The sequence below is a fragment of the Klebsiella sp. 141161 genome (assembly GCF_050600815.1).
Classification (GTDB): Bacteria; Pseudomonadota; Gammaproteobacteria; order Enterobacterales; family Enterobacteriaceae; genus Klebsiella; species Klebsiella aerogenes.
On the sequence record NZ_JAQIRN010000003.1, the window covers coordinates 207,270 to 225,526 of the forward strand.

Consider the following 18,257-nt stretch of genomic DNA (forward strand, 5'->3'; position numbering starts at 1 on the left):
TGTGTGTTTATGCGCACTTGTGGGCTGACAATTGCCCCGTTTTCTTGTCAAAATACGTCCTCACGCGCGGCAGGCATCACGTGCTATGCTGCGCGAGCTAAAGTCATCTACAGCGGAGCGTTGTTACACCATGATGGACAACCTACGCACGGCCGCCAACAGCGTCGTGCTCAAGATTATTTTCGGTATCATTATTGTCTCGTTCATTTTGACCGGGGTGAGTGGTTACCTGATTGGCGGCGGCAACAACTATGCCGCAAAAGTGAATGGTCAGGAGATTGGCCGGGCGCAGTTTGAAAATGCCGTTGCCAGCGAGCGTAACCGCATGCAGCAGCAGTTAGGCGATCAGTTCTCTGAGCTGGCGGCCAACGAAAACTACATGAAGACCATGCGTCAGCAGGTGCTGAACCGCCTGATCGATGAATCGCTGCTGGACCAGTATGCTCGTGAGCTGGGCCTGAGCATCAGCGACGACCAGGTGAAACAGGCCATCTTCCAGACCCAGGCCTTCCAGTCGAACGGCAAGTTTGATAACGAACGCTTCAGCGGCATCGTGAATCAAATGGGTATGACTACCGATCAATACGCGCAAGCGCTGCGTAACCAGTTGACGACGCAACAGCTGATCAATGCGGTAGCCGGTACCGATTTCATGCTGCCGGGCGAGTCTGACCAACTGGCGGCGCTGGTCTCCCAGCAGCGTGTGGTGCGTGAAGCAACTATCGACGTTAACGCGCTGGCGGCGAAACAGACCGTTAGTGATGAAGAGATTAACGCTTTCTGGCAGCAGAACCAGGCCCGTTTTATGGCGCCTGAGCAGTTCCGCGTGAGCTACATCAAGATGGATGCCGCCAGCATGCAGGAAAACGCCTCTGACGAAGAAATCCAGTCATGGTACGACCAGCATAAAGATCAGTTCACTCAGCCGCAGCGTAATCGCTACAGCGTGATTCAGACTAAAACTGAAGCTGATGCGAAAGCGGTACTGGCCGAACTGCAAAAAGGCGCCGATTTCGCCACGCTGGCAAAAGAGAAATCCACCGACATCATCTCTGCGCGTAACGGCGGTGATATGGGCTGGATGGAAGAAGCTTCCACCGTACCTGAGCTCAAAGATGCCGGCCTGAAAGACAAAGGTCAGCTTTCCGGGGTGATCAAATCTTCCGTAGGCTTCTTGGTGGCGCGTCTTGACGATGTTCAGCCGGCACAGGTAAAACCGCTGGCCGACGTGCGTAACGACATCGCGGCAAAAGTGAAACAGGAAAAAGCACTGGATGCATACTACGCGCTACAGCAGAAGGTCAGCGACGCGGCCAGCAATGATAACGAATCCCTGGCGGGGGCGGCGCAGGTCGCCGGCCTGAAAGTGGTTGAGACCGGCTGGTTTGGTCGTGACAGCCTGCCGGAAGAGCTGAACTTCAAGCCGGTTGCCGATGCTATCTTTAATGGTGGTCTGGTGGGTGAAAACGGCGCGCCGGGCAATAACTCCGACATCATTACCGTTGACGGCGATCGGGCTTTCGTTCTGCGTATCAGCGAGCACAAAGCGGAAAGCGTTAAGCCGCTGGCGGAAGTGAAAGCGCAGGTGACCGATATCGTTAAGCGCAATAAAGCGGAACAGCAGGCGAAACTGGATGCCGATAAGCTGTTGGCCGACCTGAAAGCGGGCAAGGGCGATGACGCGATGAAAGCCGCAGGGCTGAGCTTCGGCGCCGCGCAGACCCTGTCCCGTACCGGCCAGGATCCGCTGAGCCAGGCGGCCTTCTCTCTGCCGCTGCCGCAGAAAGATAAAGCGAGCTACGGCGTGGGCAGCGATGCCAAAGGCAACGTAGTATTGCTGGCGCTGGATGAAGTGAAAGCGGGTTCTATGCCAGAAGAGCAGAAGAAAGCGATGGTGCAGGGTATTACCCAGAATAATGCGCAAATCGCATTCGAAGCGCTGATGAGCAATCTGCGTAAAGAAGCCAAAATCAAGCTCGGCGACCTCGTCGACCAGCAGCAATAATTTCGCGCTGCCTCGCAAAACGAGGTAACGTGATGCAACACTCAAAGGCCGCTTTCGCGGCCTTATCCATTTCCGCAATCTGCCTTTTGTACTCCTTTTTCGCAGCCGCTATCGTGACCTTGCTGTCAACAAACAAGGAGATAACAGCATGAACAGAGGAATGAAAATGGTTATTGTCGCCGTATTGCTGGCTTGTACGGTGGGTTTTCAGGGGGCGCTGGCGGCACCGGCGAGCGGTAAGGCGGTATCGGCAAAAGAGACTATTCAGACTCCGCAAACGAAAATGCCGGCGGAAGCGAAAACGACGGATAACGTCGGCGCGCGGGCCAGCATTAATACAGCCAGCGCGGAGGAGCTAGCACAGGCCATGAATGGCGTTGGGCTCAAGAAAGCGCAGGCAATCGTCAGCTACCGCGAAGAGTACGGACCGTTTAAGACTCTCGACGATCTTAAACAGGTTCCGGGGATGGGGAGTTCACTGGTAGAGAGAAATCTGTCACATCTGACGCTCTAATTTCACCCGCTGCTTTGCACAGTGGCAAATCTTTGCCATGCTAAAGAGGTTACATCATCTGGTGTGACCTCTTACCTGATTAACAACAATAATAGTAAGGCATGTGCGCTATGCAGACTCAAATTAAAGTTCGCGGTTATCACCTGGATGTTTACCAGCACGTTAACAATGCTCGTTATCTGGAGTTTCTTGAAGAAGCGCGCTGGGATGGGCTGGAGAGTAGTCCGGCGTTTCACTGGATGACCAGCCATAACATTGCTTTTGTGGTGGTCAACATCAATATCAATTATCGTCGCCCGGCGGTACTCGGGGATGTGCTTACCGTCACCAGTAAACTTGAGCAGTTGAACGGTAAAAGCGGCACCCTAAGTCAGGTGGTGACCCTTAATCCTAACGGTGAAGTGGTGGCCGATGCGTTGATTACCTTTGTCTGCATTGATCTGAAAACGCAGAAGGCGCAGCCGCTGGAAGGGGAGTTGCGCGAAAAGCTCGACCAGATGAATTTACGCTAACAATAGTCGGACCGAGGAGAGCTGTGAACCCGTAGCCCCGGTAAGCGAAGCGCCACCGGGGACGTTGAACTTAAGCTTCGTTCCCCTGGCCCAGACCGGTTTTTTGCTTCATGACCGCCATCACGCCGGCCTTATCGCCCAGATACTGATTCAGGCCGTTGGCGCGCAGGTTGCAGGCCGCGCAATGGCCACAGCCGTCGCCCTTGATGCCGTTATAGCAGGTGAGCGTTTCGCGGCGAACCAGATCCAACTGGCCCCAATAATCGGCCAGCGCCCAGGTCTCGGCTTTGTTGAGCCACATCAGCGGCGTTTCAAAGCGAATGTCTTTCGCCATGCCAAGGCTAACCGCATGGTGCAGCGCTTTAACAAATTCGTCGCGGCAGTCCGGGTAACCAGAGAAGTCGGTCTCGCAAACGCCGGTAATAATTGCTTCGGCCTTAACCTGATAGGCGTAGATCGCCGTCAGGGTTAAAAACAGAATATTGCGACCTGGAACGAAGGTATTCGGAATACCATCGGCATCCGGCTCGTAATCCGGTACCGGGATGCTATCGCGCGTCAGGCTGCTCACCGCCAGTTCGTTAAGCAGGGTAACGTCCAGCACTTTATGCGCCACCGCGCCCAGTTTTAGCGCCAGCTCGCGAGCCACGTCAATCTCGGCGCGGTGGCGTTGGCCATAATCAAAAGTGACGCAATGCACTTCATCATACTGTTCCAGTGCCTGCACCAGGCAGGTTGTTGAGTCTTGTCCTCCGCTGAAGACAACTACGGCGCGTTTCATGGCAATTCCTGACTAAATAAGTGAGAGCCATATGGTACCGTCAGACGCTCGCGGCGACCAGCTCTCTCACGTCGACGATGCCGGTAGCCAGGCGCTGGTAAAGTCGAACCAACCTCTGGCATTAAGGCGCAGGCCGTTAACCCCCGGCGGCGCGCTGATGCGGTAATTGTATTTGAATAACGGCGTCATGATGGCGTCATCCATCAGCGTATTGAAGACGTTGCGCAGGGCATCGTTGCGGCTACGCGCTTCGGGCTGCGCCTGCACGGCATCTAACGTAGCCTGCAGGTGCGCATATTGCGCCCCGCTCAGCAAATGGGGCCACAGCGTGTCGCAGCGCAGCCACTGTTCAAGGGTATATTCCGGCGCTTCGCCAATCAGCCGGTCGCCCATCATCATATCGGCCTGCGCCAGATATCGGCAGCCGTCCCAATTTTTGGCGTCGTGAAAAATGAGCGTCAGTTCGCAGCCGAGAGTGGCGAGGCGCTGTTTGAGCTGCTCAGCCATAGTGTGTAATTCGACCGGCAAATGATAGAGCAGGGTGAGCTGGGGCGGCAGCGGCACCTCATGGTTTTCCGGGCCCTGAGGAATGGACCAGCCGGGCAGCACCTCATGGCTCGGCGTGATCAGATCTTCATCCAGCGGTAGCGTTTCCAGCAACGACGAGCGGTGGATAATCGAAATCAGCCGCTGGGCCTGCGCTTTACTGAGACGTGGACTCTGACGCAGGGTCAAATAGCAGAAGCCGAGGCTGATGCTATTGCTCACCTGGCGCAAATTATTGAGCTCTTCTGGATCGCCGATGGTGATCTGTACTGGATGGCGACAGCTGGTGCCGAGATCGCTTTCGAATAGCTGCGGCGTGATCCAATATTCTACCGCCTGGATCAGCGGATGCTGTAAATGGTAGCGGGGATGGTTCTCCAGCCGGACCAGATCCGGGCCAAAAAGCTTTATTCGGAACGGACCGCTACCGAGCGCCGGATCGTCAGGATGCGCCAGCACGCTGCAGTAGCTGGCTAAACGGAACGGTAGCCAGTAGTCCGGGCGATGCAGCGTAATCGTCAAACATTGGGCGTGGGTGACATCGATGCGGCTAATGCTGGCAAAAAGGGTGCGGAGAGCCGGCAGTTCCAGTAGCAACAGTAGTCTTTGCCGCAGCTGTGAGGTTTCCACGGTATCGCCGTTATGCCAGCACAGGGTAGAGCGGATATAAAAGTGCCAGCGCAGTCCATCGGGTGATACCTGCCAGTGGTGCGCCAGATCGCCCACCGGCGTACTGTCGCTATCGTCAAAACGCGTCAGGCCGGAATAGATCTGCCCGGCCAAATGTTGTTCCGCACGCCCGGGGAGAAAACCGGGGCGCAGCGGTTCCAGTGGACGATAGTAGGGAATACGCAGCGTCGGGGTATTGTTTTGCCACTGTCCGCCGAGGAAGGGGTGCAACAACGCTTTCAGCTCAACCGGCGCCAGCTGCGCCAGCTCCAGCGCGTTTTGCTGCTGACCCTTATTTAGCGCCTGTTCCATCATTTCGTTACGCAGGCTTTCCGGGGTCTTGTGGAAACTGAGTTGCCCGCGCTTACCGCGCCCGGAGCTGGCCTGCCAGCTTAACCAACCGGCCTCCTGAGCCTGACGCAGCAGCGTACGGATATGACGCTCGCTGCAAAAGCAGCGTTCAGCCAACTCGCCCACGGTCACCTGCTGCGGTGCGCCGGACGACGGCAGCCATAGCCGCTGGTACTGATTTAATCGGTTTAATAATCTCATTTGCCGAAAACCCGGAACAATAAAAAATATCTATTCACTATTACTTCCGTATATCTCAGGCGATACTGCAACACAAGCGAAACCCATCACACATCGGGGAAAATACCATGGCAAAATTAGCGGCATTTGATATGGACGGCACCCTGCTGATGCCGGACCATCGTCTCGGAGAACAGACTCTGACGGCGCTGAGACGGCTGCGTGAACGCGATATCGCCCTGACCTTTGCCACCGGTCGCCATGCTCTGGAAATGCACCATGTGATCGGCGAGTTTTCCCTTGATGCTTTTCTGATTACCGGTAACGGCACGCGCATCCATTCACTGGAAGGTGAAGAGCTGTATCGCCAGGATCTAAATCCGGAAGTGGCGGAAGAGGTGCTGCACAGCGTGTGGGATACTCAGGCGAGTATGCACGTTTTCAATGATGGCGGCTGGTTTACCGGCCAGGCAAGGCCGGAACTACTCCGAGCTCACGCCTTCAGCGGCTTTCATTATCAACTGCGCGATCCGAAACGGATGCCGGCGCATCACGTCACCAAGATCTGTTTCTGCGGCGATCATGACGATCTGCGCCGTCTGCGGATCCAGCTAAATGAAGCGCTAGGCGATCGCGCGTTTCTTTGTTTCTCGGCGATGGATTGTCTGGAGGTGCTGCCGGTCGGCTGTAATAAAGGGGCCGCGCTGGCGGTGCTGAGCCAGCACTTAGGTTTTACGTTGCAGGATTGCATGGCATTTGGTGATGCAATGAACGATCGCGAGATGCTTGGTAGCGTAGGGCGAGGGTTCATTATGGGCAACGCGATGCCGCAGCTCAAAGCTGAACTGCCGCATCTACCGATCATCGGAGACTGCCGTCATCAGGCTGTTTCCCATTTTTTAACACATTGGCTGGATAATCCTGATCTTCCTTATTCCCCCGAATAGAGAGACCCTACCAGCAAGCCGGATAGCGTTCTATCCGGCTTTTTTTATTGTGCGCCGCTCAGTTGCATAATCTGCGTCTGCCATGGGGTAATATCGCCGATATTCGCCGCGACCCACTGCGGGCTGTAATAGCTTTCGAGGTAACGTTCGCCGCTGTCGCACAACAGGGTAACGATGGAACCCTTGCGTCCTTCATCGCGCATCCGTGCGGCCAGCTGCAGTACGCCCCACATATTGGTACCGGTGGAGGCGCCGACTTTTCTTCCAAGCTGCGTTTCCAGCCACAAGGCGGTAGCGACGCTGGCGGCATCCGGAACGCGCAGCATCTCATCGACGACGTCGGGAATAAACGATGGCTCGACGCGCGGACGGCCAATCCCTTCGATCTTGCTGCCGACCGGGCTGCGCAGGCTGGCGTCGCGGCTTTGCCAGTAATCAAGGAATACCGAATTCTGCGGGTCGACGACCATCAGTTGCGTCTCGTAACCCTGGCAGCGAATATAGCGGCCGATGGTCGCAGAAGTACCGCCGGTACCGGCGCTCATGACGATCCACGACGGCTGCGGATACGGCTCATGGGTCATCTGGCGGAAAATGCTGTCGGCGATATTGTTATTGCCGCGCCAGTCGGTGGCGCGCTCGGCGAAGGTGAACTGATCCATATAGTGGCCATTCAACTCGCGCGCCAGCATTTCAGAAGCGGCGTAGATTTCGCAGGCGTTGTCGACGAAATGACAGCGTCCGCCATAAAATTCAATCTGTTCGATTTTACGTTTCGCCGTGCAGGAGGGCATCACGGCAATAAACGGCAGGCCCAGCAGGCGAGCAAAGTAGGCTTCTGAGACCGCCGTCGAACCCGAAGACGATTCGATAATCGTGGTGCCTTCTTTGATCCATCCGTTGCACAGGCCATAGAGAAACAGCGAGCGCGCCAGACGGTGCTTAAGGCTACCGGTTGGATGCGTACTTTCATCCTTCAGATAAATAGGGATCCCCGGAAAACCAGGCAGCGCCAGGCGGATCAGGTGTGTATCGGCGGAACGCTGATAGTCGGCGTTAATTTCACTAATGGCATGTTTTACCCAGGCGCTGTTCATCTCGGATTCCTGTTTGTCATTTTGTGCCCAGCTTAGCGGATTGTGCGGGAAAAATTGTTGCTATTTGGCCTTTCAATTACAATTACGGGAGTAAATTATTCTCTCTGGTGGCCTTATGCTAGATAAAATTGACCGTAAGCTGCTCTCATTGCTGCAAACTGACTGCACCCTCTCTTTGCAGGCGCTGGCGGATGCCGTTAATCTGACCACCACGCCCTGCTGGAAACGGCTCAAGCGTCTTGAGGACGAAGGCATCCTGCGCGAGCGCGTGGCCATCCTGGATGCGGAAAAGCTGGGGCTCGGGTTAACCGCCTTTGTGTTGATAAAAACCCAGCACCACAGCAGTGACTGGTACTGCCGTTTTGTCAGCGAAGTGTCGCAAATGGCGGAAGTGCTGGGTTTCTGGCGTATGGCTGGAGAGTACGACTACCTGCTAAGGGTGCAGGTCGCGGATATGAAGCGCTATGACGACTTTTATAAACGTCTGGTGAACAGCGTGCCGGGGCTGTCGGATGTCACTTCGAGTTTTGCCATGGAACAGATAAAATACACCACGGCCTTGCCTATTGATTAACGGCTTTTTGCCGCCACGAATTATACATTCAGGATTTTACCGTTTGCGATTATTTGCTCAACTTAGCTGGTACTTTCGCCGGGAGTGGCGCCGCTATCTCGGCGCCGTCGCTCTGCTTGCCGTTATTGCCGTACTCCAGCTAATCCCGCCGAAAGTGGTGGGGATTGTGGTCGATGGCGTGACTAAAGAACATTACACCGCAGAGCAGGTGTGGATGTGGATCGGCGCGCTGGTGGTTATCGCGGTGATGATTTATCTACTGCGCTATGTCTGGCGCGTGCTGCTCTTCGGCGCCTCTTATCAATTGGCCGTTGAACTGCGTGAAGACTTCTACCGCCAGCTCAGCCGCCAACATCCGGCCTTTTATCTGCGTCACCGTACCGGCGATCTCATTGCCCGCGCGACTAACGATGTTGACCGCGTCGTCTTCGCCGCCGGCGAGGGCGTCCTGACGCTTGTGGATTCACTGGTGATGGGCTGTGCGGTACTGATTGTGATGTCGACGCAAATCAGCTGGCAGTTAACGCTGCTGGCGCTGGTGCCGATGCCGTTTATGGCGCTGGCGATCAAACGCAATGGCGATGCCCTGCATGAGCGTTTCCGCGTGGCGCAGGCGGCTTTTTCCAGCCTCAACGATCGCACGCAGGAAAGCCTGACCAGCATACGGATGATTAAAGCGTTCGGCCTTGAGGACCGCCAGTCGGCGCAGTTTGCCGCCGATGCGGCGGATACCGGAGCGAAGAACATGCGGGTCGCGCGTATTGATGCCCGTTTCGACCCGACAATCTATATTGCCATTGGCGCGGCCAACCTGCTGGCAATCGGCGGCGGCAGCTGGCTGGTGTTGCAGGGCGAGCTGACCCTTGGTCAGTTAACCAGTTTTGTCATGTACCTCGGGCTGATGATTTGGCCAATGCTGGCGCTGGCGTGGATGTTTAACATCGTTGAGCGAGGTAGCGCCGCCTATGGACGTATTCGTTCGATGCTGGAAGAAGCGCCGGTGGTCAACGATGGTAGCGAAACGGTGCCGGAGGGGCGCGGTTCGCTAAACGTGGCGGTGCGCGAATTTATCTATCCGCAGGCGACGAAAGCGTCGCTGGAGAAGGTTAACTTCACCCTGCAGCCGGGGCAAATGCTCGGTATCTGCGGCCCGACGGGAGCCGGGAAAAGTACCATTCTATCCCTTATTCAGCGCCATTTTGATGTTACCGAGGGTGAGATCCGTTTCCATGATATTCCGCTGTCTCGCCTGCAGCTTGATAGCTGGCGCGGGCGGCTGGCGGTGGTCAATCAAACCCCATTCCTGTTCTCCGATACCGTGGCCAATAACATTGCCTTGGGTAAACCGGACGCGACGCGGGAACAAATCGAGCACGTCGCGCGGCTGGCCAGCGTTCATGATGATATTCTGCGCCTGCCGCAGGGCTATGAAACGGAAGTCGGCGAGCGCGGCGTCATGCTCTCAGGCGGTCAGAAACAACGTATTTCTATTGCCCGAGCGCTGCTGCTGGAGGCGGAAATCCTGATCCTTGATGACGCGCTGTCGGCGGTTGATGGGCGGACGGAGCATGATATTTTGCATAACCTGCGGCAGTGGGGGGAAGGGCGGACGGTGATTATCAGCGCCCACCGCCTTTCAGCATTAACGGAAGCCAGTGAAATTTTGGTTCTGCAACACGGCCATATTGCCCAGCGCGGACGCCATGAGCAGCTTGCCGCCCAGTCGGGATGGTATCGCGACATGTACCGCTATCAGCAACTGGAAGCGGCGCTCGACGATGCGCCGCAGGATGAGGAGGCGACAGATGCGTAATTTCGCCGATCTCTGGCCGACCCTGAAACGTCTGCTGGCCTACGGTTCGCCGTGGCGTAAGCCGCTTATCATTGCGGTTATCATGATGTGGATAGCGGCGGCGGCGGAAGTCAGCGGCCCGCTGCTGATAAGCTATTTCATTGATAACATGGTGGCGAAACAGTCGCTACCGGTGAAGCTGGTCAGCGGCCTGGCGGCGGCCTATATCTGCCTGCAGATCCTTGCCGCTACGCTGCACTATAACCAGGCGCTGCTGTTTAACCGGGCGGCGGTCGGCGTGGTGCAGCAGTTGCGCAGCGATGTGATGGATGCCGCGCTGCGTCAGCCGTTAAGCGAGTTTGATACGCAACCCGTCGGCCAGTTGATATCACGCGTTACCAACGATACCGAAGTGATCCGCGACCTGTACGTGACGGTCGTGGCGACGGTGCTGCGTAGCGCGGCGCTGATTGGCGCGATGCTGGTGGCGATGTTTAGTCTCGACTGGCGAATGGCGCTGGTGGCGGTGGCTATCTTCCCGGCGGTGCTGATCGTGATGGCTATCTATCAGCGTTACAGCACGCCGATCGTGCGTCGCATGCGCGCATGGCTTGCCGATATCAATGATGGCTTCAACGAAGTGATCAACGGTATGGGCGTTATTCAGCAATTCCGCCAGCAGGCGCGATTCGGCGAGCGAATGCGTGAAGCCAGTTACGGCCACTATCTGGCGCGCATGCAGACGCTGCGTCTGGATGGTTTCCTGCTGCGCCCGCTGTTAAGTCTGTTTTCATCGCTGATCCTCTGCGGCCTGCTGATGCTGTTTGGTTTTAGCACTTCCGGAAGTATCGAAGTCGGCGTGTTATATGCCTTTATTAGCTACCTCGGGCGGCTTAACGAACCGCTGATCGAACTCACCACTCAGCAGTCGATGCTGCAGCAAGCGGTGGTGGCGGGCGAACGCGTGTTTGAGCTGATGGACCGTCCACGCCAGAGCTGGGGTAACGATAGCGCGCCGTTACGCAGCGGCGCGGTGGCGATTGATAACGTCTCTTTTGCCTATCGCGACGATCGGCTGGTGCTGCAGGATATCAATCTGGATATTCCTTCGCGCGGTTTTGTGGCGCTGGTTGGCCATACCGGTAGCGGCAAGAGCACGCTGGCCAGCCTGATGATGGGCTACTACCCGTTGACTAAAGGCGAAATTCGCCTCGATGGTCGCCCGCTATCGTCGTTAAGCCACAGCGCTTTACGTCGGGGCGTCGCGATGGTGCAACAGGATCCGGTGGTATTAGCCGATACCTTCTATGCCAACGTGACGCTGGGCCGCGATATCAGCGAGCAGCAGGTCTGGGAAGCGCTGGAAGCGGTGCAGCTCGCTGACCTTGCCCGTGAAATGAGCGACGGGATTTATACCCAACTGGGCGAGCAGGGCAATAACCTATCGGTGGGACAGAAACAGCTGTTGGCGCTGGCCCGTGTGCTGGTCGAGACGCCGCAGGTGCTGATCCTCGATGAAGCGACAGCGAACATCGACTCCGGTACCGAGCAGGCTATCCAGCAGGCGCTGGCGAAAGTGCGCGAGCACACCACGCTGGTGGTCATCGCCCACCGTCTGTCGACTATCGTCGAGGCTGATACAATCCTGGTGTTGCATCGTGGCCAGGCCGTCGAACGCGGGAACCATCAGCAATTGCTGGCGGCGAAGGGCCGCTACTGGCAGATGTACCAGCTACAGCTGGCTGGCGAAGAGCTAGCCGCCAGCGTTGAGGAGGAGTCACTGAGCGCCTGATGCACCATCAGCAGGCATGGGGGCAGGGGTGACGTGAAGTGGTGCAACTTGCTCACTGAGTGTGCACCGAATTGGTGCGTTTTTGCGCATTAGCGGCCATTTGCCGTCTTGCCAGTAACATCCTCGCGTTTTTTTCTCCATAAACGGGCCGATTCACGGCCCGTTTTCATTTTTGGCATATCCCTTGCTTTATCTCCTGTGTTAGCTGCGGCCACTATCAAATACTGACTGGAGGGGATTTATGAAGCTGGTTACCGTGGTAATCAAACCATTCAAACTGGAAGACGTTCGCGAAGCGTTGTCCTCCATCGGCATTCAGGGCCTGACGGTCACGGAAGTGAAAGGCTTCGGCCGCCAGAAAGGCCACGCCGAGCTCTATCGCGGCGCCGAATACAGCGTCAATTTCCTGCCAAAAGTAAAAATTGATATTGCGATTGCCGACGATCAGCTGGATGAGGTTGTCGAGGTGATAGGCAAGGCCGCCTGGACCGGAAAAATTGGCGACGGCAAAATTTTTGTCGCCGAACTGCAGCGCGTGATTCGTATTCGTACCGGCGAATCCGACGAAGCGGCACTGTAATTGCCTGACCACACAGCGATGGGGATGAAGAGATGATGAGAACGACGATGAAAACGGCTCTGGGAGCGCTGGCGCTGCTTCCGGGACTGGCGCTGGCGGCCGAACCGGCGGTGGCGGATAAAGCCGACAACGCTTTTATGATGATTTGCACCGCGCTGGTGCTGTTTATGACAATCCCCGGCATTGCGTTGTTCTACGGCGGCCTGATTCGCGGTAAAAACGTGCTCTCAATGCTCACTCAGGTCATTGTGACTTTTGGCCTGGTTTGCGTGCTGTGGGTTATCTATGGCTATACGCTTGCCTTCGGTAGCGGCGGTAGCTTCTTCGGCAGTTTCGACTGGGTGATGCTGAAGAATATTGAACTGAAAGCGCTGATGGGCTCGTTCTATCAATATATTCACGTCGCTTTCCAGGGCTCTTTCGCCTGTATCACCGTAGGCCTGATCGTCGGCGCGCTGGCGGAACGTATTCGTTTCTCCGCGGTACTGATTTTCGTGGTGGTATGGTTAACGCTTTCCTACGTACCGATTGCGCATATGGTGTGGGGCGGCGGTTTGCTGGCGACCCATGGCGCGCTGGACTTCGCCGGTGGTACCGTCGTACACATCAACGCCGCGGTGGCGGGGCTGGTGGGCGCGTATATGATGGGCAAACGCGTGGGCTTTGGCAAAGAAGCGTTTAAACCGCATAACCTGCCGATGGTCTTTACCGGTACGGCGATTCTGTATGTCGGCTGGTTCGGCTTTAACGCCGGTTCCGCAAGCGCGGCTAACGAAATTGCCGCCCTGGCCTTCGTTAATACCGTCGTGGCGACCGCTGGCGCGATTCTGGCCTGGACCTTCGGCGAATGGGCCACCCGCGGCAAACCCTCGCTGCTGGGCGCCTGCTCCGGCGCGATTGCCGGTCTGGTCGGCATTACTCCGGCGTGCGGTTATGTTGGCGTTGGCGGTTCGCTGATTATCGGTATCATCGCCGGACTGGCTGGGCTGTGGGGCGTCACGGTGCTGAAGCGCTGGCTGCGCGTCGATGACCCATGCGATGTGTTTGGCGTTCACGGCGTGTGCGGTATCATCGGTTGTATCCTGACCGGCATCTTCGCCTCTACCACCCTTGGTGGCGTCGGCTATGCGGAAGGCGTAACGATGGGGCATCAGTTGCTGGTACAGCTGGAAAGTATCGGTATTACCGTGGTGTGGTCCGCCGTCGTCGCCTGGATCGGCTTCAAAGTGGCGGCGATGACCGTCGGCCTGCGGGTACCGGAAGAGCAGGAGCGCGAAGGGCTGGACGTCAACAGCCACGGCGAAAACGCCTACAACGCCTGATGTATTGAGCAATCTCCATAAGCGTCAAAGCCTCCCGCATGGGAGGCTTTTTCTTTGCGTGGAATTTATTTCTTACTGAAGCCAGGGATAAAGCGGTCAACATCCACTTCCATAAACTGGCTGCGCTGGAAGTGGGCTTTCATATTCCACGGGACGGTGCAGTCGAAAATGGTTTTACAGGCAATACCGTTATCGCGAATCGATGGGCTGAAGGCCGGGTCGGATGACGGATCCAGCGGATGGCAGCGCACGCCGGGGATAAACACGGTGCTGACATCGCCCTGATAGCGGGTGGTCATCGCCCACATCACGTCGTTGATGTCGAAAACGTCGACGTCTTCATCGACCAGCATCACGTGCTTCAGCTCCGAGAAAGCGGAAAACGCCAATAGCGCGGCCTGGCGCTGACGGCCCTCATCGCTGGGGGTGCGTTTCTTCACCTGCAGCACGGCGAGATATTTACCGGTGCCCGGAGAGGGGCAGTGGACGTTTTGCACAAAGCCTGGAAGTGCGCGCTCTACCATTTGCAGAATGCTGGCTTCGGTCGGGATCCCGGCAAGATTGGTATGCTCATCGCTCGGCCCGATACAGGTTTGCAGAATCGGGTGGCGGCGGTGGGTAATCGCTTTGACTTTAATCACCGGCACTTCCGCCTGAGCGCTACCGGTGTAGCCTGGGAACTCCGGCATCGCTTTCCCGCTGTTGGTATTCTGATCTTCGCGTACCCGCACGCCCGGCAGTAGTTCACCTTCAATAACGATTTCGGCATTGGCGATGGCGCGGGCGTTGACGCTCACGCATTCGCTGAGCTCGACGGCCTGATTACGCAGAGCGCCGGCGATGGAGAGCTCATCAAACCCGAGAGGAGTGGTCGGCGGCTCAAAGCAGGCGCCAATTTCAATCGCCGGATCCACACCGATGCTAATCGAGATAGGCAACGCTTTCCCGGCCGCCTCGGCTTTTTGCCGGAAAGTATCGAGATGACGTCCTGGTACGAAATACATCGAGATTTCGTCTTTGCTCTGTACGCACAGGCGGTGGATGGTGACGTCATGATCGCCGGTTTCCGGATCCGCGGCGTAGCACATGCCGAGGGTAAAGTAGGGGCCGGCGTCTTCCGGGGTGTTGGTCGGCGCCGGCAAAATTTTGAGAATATCGAAATCAGGATCGCTTGCCAGATGTACCACCTCCTGGCAGGCCGCCTGGTCGCGAGGGATGGTGATTGGGGCGATAGGATTCGCCACGGAGTCTTTGAGCATAAACGCCAGATTTTCCGGCGTGGTGCCAAACAGACGAGCGACACGCTGGCGTGAACACAGCAGGCCAATAAGCACTCTGACATCATCGTAGCCTTTGACCTTATTAAAGATCATCGCCGGGCCAATGCGGGTCGGGCGCTGTACGGTTCCGTGGGCGCCGACATAGCGGTACACCCCGGAGAGCTCGGCAATGGGGTCAACGGGTTCGTCGGTGTAGATAAGTTCATCATCGTACTGGCTTAGTAGCGCCAAAGCAGAACGCAGATCGGTTACTTTTTGTTGTTCAGACATCATACTTCCTTCAGGTTTCTGGCAATGGCTATTCATTCTCACCAGATACCGATAAGAGTCCAATCACATTTCCCCTTATTTTAATAAGAGATTATTATCAGTGTTTTCGGGAGGACGTGATGGATTATCGACAACTACAGGCATTTACGGTGCTGGCGGAAGAGTTGCACTTTGGCCGGGCGGCGCAGCGTCTGCATATCACGCAACCGGCGCTGACGCAGCAGATTAAAAGTTTTGAGAACGCGCTGGAATTGCGGCTATTTACCCGCGATCGACGCAACGTCGCGCTGACCGCCGAGGGGCAATTTTTGCTGGCCGAGGCGCGGATGATCCTCGGCCACTGCGATAAATTTCGCGAGAATGCGCGCAGTTTGCGGCAGGGGCGCAAAGGGCAGTTGAAAATTGGCTACGTTGGCTCTGCTATTTTCGACCCGGCGTTGAGCGTGTTAATTGGAAATTATCGTCAACGTAAACCCGAAGCCGATCTGCTGATTGAAGAGCATAACGTTAACGACCTGATAACCGGGCTCTTAAGCGAAACGGTCGATCTGGCGTTTATCCGCTCGCCAGGCGCGCAATATGATGAACTGGAGTCGCTGGATATTGCGACCCGGCCGCTGGTAGCGGTGGTGCCTCGCCATCATGCGCTCGCCAGCCGGCGCGCTATTCCACTTGCGGCGCTGGCGGAAGAGACGTTTTTCATTCAGCAGGATCCCAGCGGCGTCGGATTGGGGTGGTCAGCCATCAGCGCCTGTCGGCAGGCGGGTTTTACGCCCCGTAAGATTCAGTACACGCGCGATGTCTCCACGGCGATTGGCCAGGTATCGATGGGGATGGGGGTGACGTTGGTGCCCGAGACGCAAAGCGCCATGCTGGTGTCGGAAGTCAGTTATTGCCTGCTGGAAGAGACCTTTGCCGTAACGACGCTCACGTTGTGCTGGCGGCGGCAGAGTCGCAACGGACTTTTGGGGGATTTTATTGCCGATGTTCGCGAACTGCTTGGCCATTAGGGGGCGAGCGGGCCCGCCGTGGGCCCGTTGCGAATTAGTTATTGCGGTTACGCATGACACCTTCCTGCACCGTCGAGGCGACCAGAATACCGTCCTGGGTATAGAATTCGCCGCGAACAAAGCCACGGGCGCTGGAGGCGGAAGTGCTTTCGACGCTGTACAGCAGCCATTCGTTGATGTTAAACGGGCGGTGGAACCACATTGAGTGGTCGATGGTGGCGACCTGCATACCAGGCTCAAGGAAGCCGACGCCGTGTGGCTGCAGCGCCACCGGCAGGAAATTAAAATCAGACGCGTAGCCCAGCAGCGACTGATGGACGCGAATATCATCCGGTACTACGCCGTTGGCGCGGATCCACACCTGGCGGGTGGGTTCGGCAACGTGGCCTTTTAGCGGGTTATGGAACTCAACCGGGCGAATTTCCAGCGGTTTGTCGCTGAGAAACTTCTCTTTCGCCTGTGGCGGCAGCAGATGCGCCAGCTTACGAGCGATATCGGTTTCAGAGGGCAGGCCTTCCGGTGAAGGCGCTGACGGCATTGCTTTTTGATGTTCGTAGCCCGGTTCCGGTGCCTGGAACGAGGCGGTCATGTAAAAGATGGGTTTACCGTGCTGGATAGCCGCCACCCGGCGAGCGCTGAAGCTGTTGCCGTCTCGTAGTACTTCAACATCATAAACGATAGGTTTCTGGCTATCGCCAGGACGCAGGAAGTAACTATGAAAGGAATGAATCAGGCGGCCCTCAGGCACGGTTTCTTTAGCGGCATACAGCGCCTGACCGACCACCTGGCCGCCGAAGACCTGACGTAAGCCGAGATCTTCGCTCTGCCCGCGAAACAGCCCTTCTTCAATTTTTTCCAGATTTAATAATGCCAGCAGATTGGTTAGAGCCTGACTCATAGATACCCTCAATTATTGATAGCGGCGCTGACGCAGCGCATATTGAGGGCAAGTATAACCTGGAATCTCAAGTGGTCCGATGGGTGTAATAATCTGAATAAATGCCCCTTTCCGGGAATTATTCTGAGATCTGTGCCACACTTATTCACGATACTAATGTCTTAGCCATCGTGATGGCAGGACGTACTCCTGTGACTAAAGGGATGAAAAGGAGAACATAATGAAATTTGCCTATATGTTAAGTGCTATCGCCGTTGCTGCGGCCTTATCCGCCTGTGCGAATAACCCGAACAGCAACGCCGCTCATCAGACGACGGCACCCGATCCTTACGGCATTGCCTCACTGAGCTCCTCGCAGCAACAGCCTAATGTTTCCGGGACTATCAATATTCGCCAACGCGTAGCGTTACCGCCGGATGCGGTACTGACCGTGACGTTGTCCGATGCGTCGCTCGCCGATGCGCCAGCCCGCGTATTGTCGCAAAAAGCGGTCCGCACAGAAGGTAAGCAGGCGCCGTTCAACTTTGTTCTGCCGTATAACCAGGCGGATATCAAACCGAACGCGCGGATCCTGCTGAGTTCGGCGATCACCGTAAATGGCCAACTGATGTTTATTACCGATACCGTACAGACCGTGATTACCCAGGGCGGTAATCGTGCCGATCTGGTGCTGGTGCCGGTGCAGCATGCGCCAGTGCCGGTGGCTAACGATATGGCGCCGATGGCGCAATAAACGTCTTCATGCCCCTGTTCAGGGGCATTTTTTTGCCCTTAATATACCCAGCGATAGCGTTGCAGGTCGATATGACCGCCGCCGGAGACCTGGACGCCTTCCGCCAGCAGCGCCTGGCGTTGGCGCTGAAGGTCGGGGCCGGTCAGAGAAATATCGCCGTGGCGATTCACCACCCGGTGCCATGGCAGGGTTGAGCCTTCCGGTAGGCGCTTTAACACGCCGCCCACCTGACGCGCCGCGCGCGGTGAACCCGCCAGCAGAGCGACATCGCCATAGGTGGTGACATACCCCTCTGGAATTGAGGCGACTATCTGCCAGACCCGCTGGGGAAAGCTGTCGTGGGCGTCCTCCATCATCACTCCTTCGCGTGAGAAAAGCCCAGAATAAGCGCTAGCCCGCGTGCT

17 protein-coding genes are annotated in these 18,257 nt (G+C 56.6%); 11 read left to right on the forward strand and 6 right to left on the reverse strand.

The window, feature by feature from the left end:
* Positions 1 to 130 precede the first annotated feature (130 nt).
* The 3 genes from ppiD (at position 131) to PGR79_RS09320 (ending at position 3,031) form a co-directional block, all read left to right on the forward strand.
* Positions 131 to 2,005 (forward strand): peptidylprolyl isomerase, encoded by a 1,875-nt coding sequence (gene ppiD, locus PGR79_RS09310; protein WP_087860375.1) that lies wholly within the window; start codon positions 131 to 133, stop codon positions 2,003 to 2,005.
* A 148-nt stretch (positions 2,006 to 2,153) separates the two neighbouring features.
* Positions 2,154 to 2,519 carry a helix-hairpin-helix domain-containing protein gene (locus PGR79_RS09315; RefSeq protein WP_430921523.1) on the forward strand — a complete coding sequence of 122 codons (366 nt, stop codon included), beginning with the start codon at positions 2,154 to 2,156 and terminating at the stop codon, positions 2,517 to 2,519.
* A 110-nt stretch (positions 2,520 to 2,629) separates the two neighbouring features.
* Positions 2,630 to 3,031, forward strand: a complete 402-nt coding sequence (locus tag PGR79_RS09320) for a YbgC/FadM family acyl-CoA thioesterase (protein WP_020079469.1) — start codon at positions 2,630 to 2,632, stop codon at positions 3,029 to 3,031.
* 70 nt (positions 3,032 to 3,101) lie between these two features.
* On the opposite strand, the gene queC is transcribed toward PGR79_RS09320, so the two are convergent.
* Positions 3,102 to 3,812 carry a 7-cyano-7-deazaguanine synthase QueC gene (gene queC, locus PGR79_RS09325; RefSeq protein WP_430921525.1) on the reverse strand — a complete coding sequence of 237 codons (711 nt, stop codon included), beginning with the start codon at positions 3,810 to 3,812 and terminating at the stop codon, positions 3,102 to 3,104.
* Between the two features lie 66 nt (positions 3,813 to 3,878).
* Complete coding sequence (locus PGR79_RS09330; protein WP_308959033.1) at positions 3,879 to 5,579, reverse strand: SgrR family transcriptional regulator; 1,701 nt, start codon at positions 5,577 to 5,579, stop codon at positions 3,879 to 3,881.
* Positions 5,580 to 5,686: 107 nt separating this feature from the next.
* Between PGR79_RS09330 and cof the strand changes: the two genes are divergently transcribed.
* On the forward strand, positions 5,687 to 6,505 hold the full coding sequence (cof, locus tag PGR79_RS09335; RefSeq protein WP_213317109.1) for an HMP-PP phosphatase: 819 nt from the start codon (positions 5,687 to 5,689) through the stop codon (positions 6,503 to 6,505).
* 44 nt (positions 6,506 to 6,549) lie between these two features.
* On the opposite strand, the gene PGR79_RS09340 is transcribed toward cof, so the two are convergent.
* Entirely contained in the window at positions 6,550 to 7,602 is a 1,053-nt protein-coding gene (locus tag PGR79_RS09340) for a PLP-dependent cysteine synthase family protein (protein ID WP_316424351.1), read from the reverse strand.
* A 115-nt stretch (positions 7,603 to 7,717) separates the two neighbouring features.
* Here PGR79_RS09340 and PGR79_RS09345 point away from each other — a divergent pair, with 115 nt between their 5' ends.
* From PGR79_RS09345 to amtB, 5 genes are all read left to right on the forward strand, one after another.
* Positions 7,718 to 8,176 carry an Lrp/AsnC family transcriptional regulator gene (locus PGR79_RS09345; RefSeq protein WP_015367940.1) on the forward strand — a complete coding sequence of 153 codons (459 nt, stop codon included), beginning with the start codon at positions 7,718 to 7,720 and terminating at the stop codon, positions 8,174 to 8,176.
* A 43-nt stretch (positions 8,177 to 8,219) separates the two neighbouring features.
* Complete coding sequence (locus tag PGR79_RS09350; protein ID WP_087860370.1) at positions 8,220 to 9,989, forward strand: SmdA family multidrug ABC transporter permease/ATP-binding protein; 1,770 nt, start codon at positions 8,220 to 8,222, stop codon at positions 9,987 to 9,989.
* Entirely contained in the window at positions 9,982 to 11,760 is a 1,779-nt protein-coding gene (locus tag PGR79_RS09355; RefSeq protein WP_348854124.1) for a SmdB family multidrug efflux ABC transporter permease/ATP-binding protein, read from the forward strand. Before PGR79_RS09350 ends, PGR79_RS09355 begins: the two co-directional genes overlap by 8 nt.
* 241 nt (positions 11,761 to 12,001) lie before the next feature.
* The gene (gene glnK, locus PGR79_RS09360; protein ID WP_015367937.1) at positions 12,002 to 12,340 is read left to right on the forward strand and encodes a P-II family nitrogen regulator; all 339 of its coding nucleotides are present in this window, start codon (positions 12,002 to 12,004) and stop codon (positions 12,338 to 12,340) included.
* Between the two features lie 32 nt (positions 12,341 to 12,372).
* Positions 12,373 to 13,662 (forward strand): ammonium transporter AmtB, encoded by a 1,290-nt coding sequence (amtB, locus tag PGR79_RS09365; protein ID WP_020079462.1) that lies wholly within the window; start codon positions 12,373 to 12,375, stop codon positions 13,660 to 13,662.
* 65 nt (positions 13,663 to 13,727) lie between these two features.
* Here amtB and PGR79_RS09370 read toward each other — a convergent pair whose 3' ends face one another.
* Positions 13,728 to 15,212, reverse strand: coding sequence for a UbiD family decarboxylase (locus PGR79_RS09370; RefSeq protein ID WP_348854125.1), 1,485 nt, complete (start codon positions 15,210 to 15,212; stop codon positions 13,728 to 13,730).
* A 119-nt stretch (positions 15,213 to 15,331) separates the two neighbouring features.
* Between PGR79_RS09370 and PGR79_RS09375 the strand changes: the two genes are divergently transcribed.
* The gene (locus tag PGR79_RS09375) at positions 15,332 to 16,222 is read left to right on the forward strand and encodes a LysR substrate-binding domain-containing protein (protein ID WP_113373755.1); all 891 of its coding nucleotides are present in this window, start codon (positions 15,332 to 15,334) and stop codon (positions 16,220 to 16,222) included.
* Between the two features lie 34 nt (positions 16,223 to 16,256).
* Here the strand turns inward: PGR79_RS09375 and tesB are convergent, their stop codons facing one another.
* Positions 16,257 to 17,120 (reverse strand): acyl-CoA thioesterase II, encoded by an 864-nt coding sequence (tesB, locus tag PGR79_RS09380; protein WP_087860366.1) that lies wholly within the window; start codon positions 17,118 to 17,120, stop codon positions 16,257 to 16,259.
* A gap of 220 nt (positions 17,121 to 17,340) precedes the next feature.
* Between tesB and PGR79_RS09385 the strand changes: the two genes are divergently transcribed.
* Positions 17,341 to 17,853: a YbaY family lipoprotein gene (locus PGR79_RS09385; protein WP_020079459.1), complete on the forward strand. Its 513-nt coding sequence runs from the start codon at positions 17,341 to 17,343 to the stop codon at positions 17,851 to 17,853.
* A 38-nt stretch (positions 17,854 to 17,891) separates the two neighbouring features.
* Here PGR79_RS09385 and PGR79_RS09390 read toward each other — a convergent pair whose 3' ends face one another.
* Positions 17,892 to 18,206, reverse strand: coding sequence for an MGMT family protein (locus tag PGR79_RS09390; RefSeq protein ID WP_113373756.1), 315 nt, complete (start codon positions 18,204 to 18,206; stop codon positions 17,892 to 17,894).
* Positions 18,207 to 18,257 lie beyond the last annotated feature (51 nt).